Annotated in this window: 1 protein-coding gene; it reads right to left on the bottom strand. The window is 86.4% G+C overall.

The window, feature by feature from the left end; translation table 11 throughout:
- Positions 1 to 208: hypothetical protein (locus AAHZ94_RS36635; RefSeq protein ID WP_349997728.1), on the bottom strand; the 208-nt coding region annotated here is incomplete at its 3' end.
- Positions 209 to 243 lie beyond the last annotated feature (35 nt).

The raw sequence follows: 243 nt of genomic DNA, 5'->3' as shown, positions 1-243 counted from the left end.
CGGGGGGGGGGCCCGGCGGGGGGGGGGGGCGGGGCGGGCCGCGGGGGGGGGGGGGGGGGGGGGCGCCCCGCCCCGGCGCGGCGCGGGCGCCGACATCGGCGGTGGGAGCGGTTCCGGCGGCCTGGGCGGCGGGGGCCGGCTGGGCGTCGTCCGCGGCTGCGGCGCGCGGGGCGCCGGCCGGGGCGGTGGCCCTGGCACTAATACACATCGGGCGCGGCCGCCGGTACTCCGTGTGTAGATCTC

The organism is Streptomyces sp. HSW2009, assembly GCF_040240285.1.
Lineage (GTDB): Bacteria > Actinomycetota > Actinomycetes > Streptomycetales > Streptomycetaceae > Streptomyces.
Note: the sequence above shows the minus strand (reverse complement) of the source record. Positions and strands in the feature narration are given on the sequence as shown.